Raw genomic sequence first — 451 nt, 5'->3', positions numbered from 1 at the left:
AGAAGCGCGCCCGCTTCGAACCCCGCGTCACGGATCGTGGCAACATCACCGGCGAATCGTTCACCGCGAACCGTCTGGATGCCATCGCCGACACCCCGGAGAACACCACCCGCCATGGCGATACCGTCTGGTCCGACGCCAACCACACCACCCGCGTGGCCCTGATGCGTGACTTCTACCAGGCTCTGCCGGTGGACCGTGCCGATGAACCCAAGGTGCTGGCCAATCCGAGCGGCTCCTACATGGACTCGCTGAACGCCGCCTGGAACCGTCGCAAGGACCAGATCATCTTCTCGGCTGGTATCGGCAACGCCCAGACCAAGGACGGCACGCTGGTCCCGCTGCCTTCCAGCCAGATCATCCTGAACGGCGGTACCGGCTTCACCAAGGCCAAGTTGATCACCGCCAAGAAGCTGTTCCGCGCCAACGAGGCCGACGAGCAGGCCGACAT

At 64.3% G+C, this 451-nt stretch carries 1 protein-coding gene; it reads left to right on the top strand.

The annotated features are described in order from the left end of the window. Positions 1-451, top strand: a 451-nt coding sequence (locus tag ACODSZ_RS23150) for a phage capsid protein (RefSeq protein ID WP_488928654.1), incomplete at both ends; no start/stop codon positions are given.

The organism is Herbaspirillum sp. FG34 (assembly GCF_057809315.1).
Note: the sequence above shows the minus strand (reverse complement) of the source record. Positions and strands in the feature narration are given on the sequence as shown.